Origin of the sequence: Acinetobacter sp. YH16044, from assembly GCF_013417145.1 — a bacterium.
GTDB classification, from domain to species: Bacteria; Pseudomonadota; Gammaproteobacteria; order Pseudomonadales; family Moraxellaceae; genus Acinetobacter; species Acinetobacter amyesii.
In genome coordinates this window covers 23,577-29,903 of record NZ_VPEK01000032.1, presented here as the reverse complement: position 1 = coordinate 29,903, position 6,327 = coordinate 23,577, and the positions used below count along the sequence as shown (strand labels likewise).

At 42.0% G+C, this 6,327-nt stretch carries 6 protein-coding genes and 1 pseudogene; 5 read left to right on the top strand and 2 right to left on the bottom strand.

What is annotated here, in order from left to right:
* A pseudogene (locus FTV38_RS14145) lies at positions 1–92 on the top strand (IS5/IS1182 family transposase); the annotation flags it as partial.
* 261 nt (positions 93–353) lie between these two features.
* On the opposite strand, the gene FTV38_RS14140 reads toward FTV38_RS14145, so the two are convergent.
* Positions 354–659 (bottom strand): GNAT family N-acetyltransferase, encoded by a 306-nt coding sequence (locus FTV38_RS14140; protein ID WP_373686713.1) that lies wholly within the window; start codon positions 657–659, stop codon positions 354–356.
* A 132-nt stretch (positions 660–791) separates the two neighbouring features.
* On the opposite strand from FTV38_RS14140, the gene FTV38_RS14135 reads away from it, so the two are divergent.
* Positions 792–1,985 (top strand): sugar transporter, encoded by a 1,194-nt coding sequence (locus tag FTV38_RS14135; protein ID WP_180022826.1) that lies wholly within the window; start codon positions 792–794, stop codon positions 1,983–1,985.
* 302 nt (positions 1,986–2,287) lie between these two features.
* Positions 2,288–3,253 (top strand): TerC family protein, encoded by a 966-nt coding sequence (locus FTV38_RS14130; protein WP_180022825.1) that lies wholly within the window; start codon positions 2,288–2,290, stop codon positions 3,251–3,253.
* A gap of 64 nt (positions 3,254–3,317) precedes the next feature.
* Here FTV38_RS14130 and FTV38_RS14125 read toward each other — a convergent pair whose 3' ends face one another.
* Entirely contained in the window at positions 3,318–3,896 is a 579-nt protein-coding gene (locus tag FTV38_RS14125; protein WP_180022824.1) for a nucleotidyltransferase family protein, read from the bottom strand.
* 265 nt (positions 3,897–4,161) lie between these two features.
* On the opposite strand from FTV38_RS14125, the gene guaD reads away from it, so the two are divergent.
* Both guaD and hpt read left to right on the top strand, forming a co-directional pair.
* The gene (gene guaD, locus FTV38_RS14120; protein ID WP_180022823.1) at positions 4,162–5,478 is read left to right on the top strand and encodes a guanine deaminase; all 1,317 of its coding nucleotides are present in this window, start codon (positions 4,162–4,164) and stop codon (positions 5,476–5,478) included.
* A gap of 224 nt (positions 5,479–5,702) precedes the next feature.
* Entirely contained in the window at positions 5,703–6,230 is a 528-nt protein-coding gene (hpt, locus tag FTV38_RS14115; protein ID WP_078189517.1) for a hypoxanthine phosphoribosyltransferase, read from the top strand.
* The last annotated feature ends 97 nt before the right edge of the window (positions 6,231–6,327 follow it).

Sequence of the window (6,327 nt, the reverse complement as noted above, 5' to 3'; positions counted from 1 at the left end):
TTAGAGGAATTGCCACAAGATACGATAAGCTAAAACGTAACTATCAAAGCGCTGTTGCTTTAGCTTGTATATTTATATGGTTGCCTCTTTAGCTCAATTTATCGGCTGTAAATGTCAACACACCCTAATTAAAAAACAATTAAATCACACTTGCCGGATATTTTTATTATGGACCTTTATCTTGTCGCCATCTTTGTATTACTGATTGCTGCAGCATGCTTGGTTGTATCGCTGTATAAATCACGATCTTAATTCAACTTCACAGCTAGATTTCAAATAAAAACAGCCTGATTGCAATATGATCAGGCTGTTTTTATTTATCCAAATGATTAATCCACATCACGCTGTACAATTTAGCGTAGAACATCACGAATCGATTCATCTTTATCAAATACAGATTTTGCAAAAGGGCAGAGTGGAATAATTTTCACGTTCTTTTCCCGAGCAAAATTCACTGCTGCATCGAGGAGATGTCGTCCAACACCTTGTCCTCGCAAGCTGTCACTGACATCGGTATGATCAATAATAAATTTATCATCGCCTGCCCATGAGTAAGTCATCTCTGCCAAACGCTCCCCATTTTGCTCAACAAAGAAAGCTCCTTTTTTTTGATCATCATCTTGTTGTACAAACATCTTAAATTTCCTCCATTTTTTTATAAATTGGCATGTAATGCAGGTCAACTCTGTTGTTTTTGTATTAATTTAAACCGCATGCACAGGGCTTAAATCGGTTCCTGCTTATGTATAGAGCATAGTAAAATAAGCCACTTTATTTATTTGAAGACACTCATGTCTGCCTCTCCCTCCGAAATGGCTTCTTCTGGCTCTTGGACAGCTGTGATTGCTTTGGCTTTCGCAGCATTTATTTTTAATACCACTGAATTTGTACCTGTCGCTTTACTCAGTGATATTGGTAAAACATTTAGCTTAGCCGCGACCGATGTCGGCATTATGATTACGCTGTATGCATGGGTGGTTGCGCCGATTTCTTTGCCGATCATGTTATTGACCAAAAATATTGAACGTCGCTCGCTCCTGATTTGTTTATTTATAGTGTTTATTATCAGCCATGTTCTGTCGTATTTCGCATGGAGCTTTAATACCTTATTGCTCAGTCGAATCGGCATTGCCTTCTCACATGCACTTTTTTGGTCAATTACTGCATCGCTGGCGGTTCGTGTTGCACCGAAAGGCAAAGAATTTCAAGCCTTGGGGCTTTTGGCCACAGGCACGGCTTTGGCGATGGTTCTCGGTATTCCGTTTGGGCGTATGGTTGGAGAAGTCTATGGTTGGCGAAATACCTTTGCTCTGATTGGCATTGGCGCCAGTATCGTTTGCCTGATTTTAGCCAAAACGCTGCCAATACTGCCGAGTTTGAACTCTGGCTCGCTGAGCAGCCTAAAACAGTTTATTCGCCGTCCAAGCTTAATGATGGTCTTTGCATTAACCATTATCGTCATTAGCGCGCAATTTACCGCATATAGCTATATCGAACCGTTCTCACTCAACATTGCTGCATTCAGTTCCATGCAAACCACCACGTTGCTATTAATCTTTGGTGCAGCAGGCTTTCTAGGTTCTTATCTCTTTGGGAAATTTGGTGGAAAATATCCTAAAGTTACGATTCCTTTGAGTACGGGCATACTGGCTTTATCGATGCTGCTGTTGCTGCCTGTTTCTTTGAGTTTTGCAGGTGTGAGTGCGGTGTGCTTATTGTGGGGCATGAGTATCATTGGATTTAGTCTCGCATTACAGTCAAAGACGCTGCATCTCGCATCCGACGCCACAGATGTCGCCATGGCCATTTATTCAGGACTTTATAATGTCGGGATTGGCGGTGGTGCACTCTTGGGCGGTATCGTCAGCATGCATTTCGGTTTAAGTTATATCGGCGTGATCGGAGGAATCATCGCCGTGATCGGCACACTTTTAGCCTTAGCGTTGGTACACCGTGGTGATTTTAATCCTCCCGTGACACATTAAGTGAATTCGAAAATTGCTGATTGCACTTTGTACTAAAAACTGTCATGCTTTGCCGCATATTTGGACAGTGTCCAAAACAAAATTTGAACAAGGGGAGTAGCCTCCTCCAAACGTAAACCTTGTTTTACGTGTCAGAATATCGTCATTACACTTTGCAAAAAGTCGGTATCTGAGCATCGCTGCTGCAAATCATTACAGTACGATGTAGGCAAGACCTTGATCATGTTGTCTCAGGCGTTTTATTTCGTCTGGCAACTGGTCGAGGTTTTTTTATGGCTGGTTGTTAGATGTGGAGAATACACATGGAAACGATTGGCTCTTTATGGCTATATCTGGCATTTTTCGGTTTAGTCACCATCATGCTACTCATCGACTTTTTAGGCTTTAAAAACAACAAAGGCCAAGAAATCAAAGTCAAAACCGCTGCCTATTGGAGTATTGCATGGGTCTCTGTGGCTACCTTATTCGGTGGTGCATTGTGGCTCTACTTACAGCAAACCGCTGGTGTCGCTGTTGCAAACACCAAAGTCATGGAATATTTCGCTGGTTATCTGCTCGAAAAATCACTTGCAATTGATAACGTTTTTGTCTGGCTCATGATCTTTGCTGCCTTTGCCATTCCACCTGCTTTGCAGCGCAAACTGTTACTCTACGGTGTCCTCGGTGCAATTGTACTACGTACCATCTTTATTTTTATTGGGGCATGGTTCGTTCAAGAATTCTCTTGGGTGCTGTACTTCTTCGGTGCGTTCTTGGTGTATACCGGCTTTAAATTCCTTAAGGGTTCAGACGAAGACGACAAAGATATCGAAGATATGGCAATTTTGAAGTGGCTACGTAAACACATGCGTATTACCCCTCAAATGCATGAAGATAAATTCTTCGTTCGTCAAAATGGTGTCTTGTGGGCAACGCCGCTCTTTTTAGTGTTGATCTTGGTTGAAGCATCGGACGTGATTTTTGCGGTGGACTCAATCCCAGCAATCTTTGCGGTTACCTCTGACCCGTTTATTGTACTGACTGCAAACTTGATGGCGATTTTGGGTCTACGTGCCATGTTCTTCCTCTTGTCTGGTGCTGCATCGAAAATGCATTACTTACCATATGGTCTGGGCATTATCCTGGTATTTATTGGCGCTAAGATGCTGTTGCTTGATGTGTTCCACATGCCAATTTGGATTTCACTCGGCTTTATTGTGGTGACCTTAACCATCACCGCGTGGTTATCGATCCGACACAGCAAGAAGTACAATGAAACCATGCTTTAAAACACTTAGATGATTAAAAGCCTTCTTTCGAGAAGGCTTTTTTATTCTGTAATAAAGCCATGAGCTAAGCTTCAGGCGTCATCAAGAGTTTGAGTTTCGGCCAGCGTTGTAAAAATTGTTTTTGCTGCACACGCTGCAAAAAAGTCGCCTGACTGACTAAACGTGGGTTCCAACGGACATTTAACTCAAATAAATCATCTAAACCCAAAGGAGCAATCAGCTGTATTTGTTGTTGATCATCCAATTTAACGGCGATGGCAGTGGCAGTTTCTGGCCACAAAGATAGCGCATGCTCAATCGACTTGAGCGCCTGTATCGGCTCGCCATTTTCCAAGCGATACCACTGGTGTACTGTCGCTTGGTTGGTGACATCCCAATGAATGTGAGGAAAATCCAACTGCATCTGCTGTTGAATCCTGTAACCCTGTGTTCCATCATCATGTTCCGCATAATAAATCACATCGACTTCTGTGCCTTCCAGTGCATAGTGTTGTTGATGTCGCTGTGACCAAATTAAATTACGAACCACGCCTGCAGCCAAATAAGCCTGTGTATCTATGGCATACAGGGCATGTAAAATCTGCATGATGCCTTGATGCTGCAATAGGTCATGTTTTAATTGGTCTGAATAACGCATGTACATTAAAGGGTTCATTGTCGTTTTTTAAAGGGCGCTCTTGAGATCAATATAGCAAGCGTTGCGACTCATGGTCTTTATTCATTCATCGATGCAATGTATACAGCTCAATGCTTTTGTATTATTCAAATCAAATACAATGAACAAAAAACAGAATCACTCATAAACAGCTGTTCTATTTTTTAGAACACATTTTCACAATTACTCTAACGGTATTTTGAACCAAATTGGGCTACAATCAACCGAAAAAATTCTAAACTGCAGGTATGTCATGTCTTCTGTTATCGCATCTACAGCGATCCGTGGTCGCTTTCTAGATATTCAGAATACAGTTGCCCAAGCACGTGAAATTCACGACCAAGTGCGCTATTTCGAAGATGGTTTGCTGATTACGCAAGCCGGAAAAATTCAATGGTTCGGTCCATGGTCTGAGGGCCAACACCATCTCCCAGATCAGGTTGACGTACAGCATTATCCAGATCAATTGATTGTTCCGGGTTTCATCGATACCCACATTCATTATCCACAAACGGAAATGATGGGGGCTTATGGTGAACAACTGCTGGAATGGCTTGATACTTATACCTTCCCAACCGAAATCCAATTTGAAGATCCGGCTTATGCAGAGCAAATTGCACAGTTTTTCGTAAACGAGTTACTCAAAAACGGAACCACAACAGCCCTTGTTTTTTGTACCGTTCATTCACAATCGGTCGATGCTTTATTTAAGGCTGCAGAACAGCATCAGATGCGCTTAATTGCCGGTAAAGTCATGATGGATCGTCATGCACCTGAAGCATTATGTGACACTGCAGAGAGTGGCTATAACGACTCCAAAGCACTCATCGAAAAGTGGCATGGCAAGGCCCGTAACCTTTATGCCATCACGCCTCGCTTTGCCCCAACCTCAACGCCTGAACAATTGGCACGGGCAGGGGAGCTAAAAGCCGAGTATCCTGATGTTTATGTGCATACACATTTGAGTGAAAATAAAAATGAAATTGCGTGGGTCAAATCATTATTCCCTGAGCAAAATGGGTATTTGGACGTTTATCATCATTATGGTCTGACCGGATCACGTTCCGTGTTTGCGCACTGCGTGCATTTGGAAGATGCCGAATGGGACTGTATGCATCAGACCAACTCTGCCATTGCGTTTTGTCCAACCTCGAACTTGTTCTTAGGCAGTGGTTTATTTCCATTAAAGAAAACATGGGAAAAACAGGTGAAAGTCGGCTTAGGTACAGACATTGGTGCAGGTACTTCATTTAACCAACTACAAACCATCAATGAAGCCTACAAAGTTCAACAACTTCAAGGCGATAAACTGTCCGCATTTGAAGCGCTGTACCATGCCACTTTAGGGGGAGCAAAAGCCTTAGATCTAGAGGACAAACTTGGAAACTTTGATTTGGGCAAAGAAGCAGATTTTGTGGTGCTCGATTTAAAAGCCACGGCTCTACAAGCCCTACGTCAACAACGTGCCAAAAATCTGGAAGATGCTTTATTTGCCCTCATGCTGATGGGTGATGATCGTAATATCCATGCCACCTATGTATTTGGACAATGTGCTTATGTCAAAGCATAAAACGGCTCGACCGAGACGAAAAACAGCGTTGAAAATTGGACTGATTGCCGTCGCTTGTCTGTGCTTACTCAAGCGTGACAGCACTTCCAAGAAAAACTGATTACATTTTCAACGGCAAAAAAGATGCATCTGCGAGCCAGATGTATTAAAATTGGTTCATCTTTAGAGGTGTTGCAAGTCAACACCTTTTTTATTTTTTGATTTGCTTTTTTAGGTATCTACCCATGTCTGTTCAAATGAGCGTACTGATTTCCACTGAAGAAATTCAAGCTAAAGTGAAAGAGCTTGGCGCAAAAATTGATGCACACTATGCTAACAGCGACAAAGAGTTGGTGTTAATCGGTCTATTACGTGGTTCCGTTATTTTTATGGCTGACCTTTGCCGCGCAATTTCAAAACCGCATGAACTCGATTTCATGACCGTTTCAAGTTATGGCGGTGGGACAGTATCTACTCGTGATGTAAAAATCTTAAAAGATTTAGACGGCGACATTAAAGATAAAGATGTCTTGGTGGTTGAAGATATTATTGACTCAGGCAATACCTTAAGCAAAGTCTTAGAAATTTTACAGACGCGTAATCCAAACTCAATCGAGCTTTGTACTTTGGTCAGCAAGCCTTCACGTCGTGAAATTGACCTCGATGTAAAATTTTTAGGTTTTGAAGTCGAAGATAAATTTATCGTGGGTTATGGTCTGGACTATGATCAAAAATATCGTCATATTCCTTTTATTGGCGAAATTGGTCTCTAAGCAAGATCAGATACTTAAGAGTGGCCGAAGGCCACTTTTTTTTATTTTTTGGTTTGTTTTGAACAAAAAAACAACAGTTTTTTGCATGTTTAGGCTA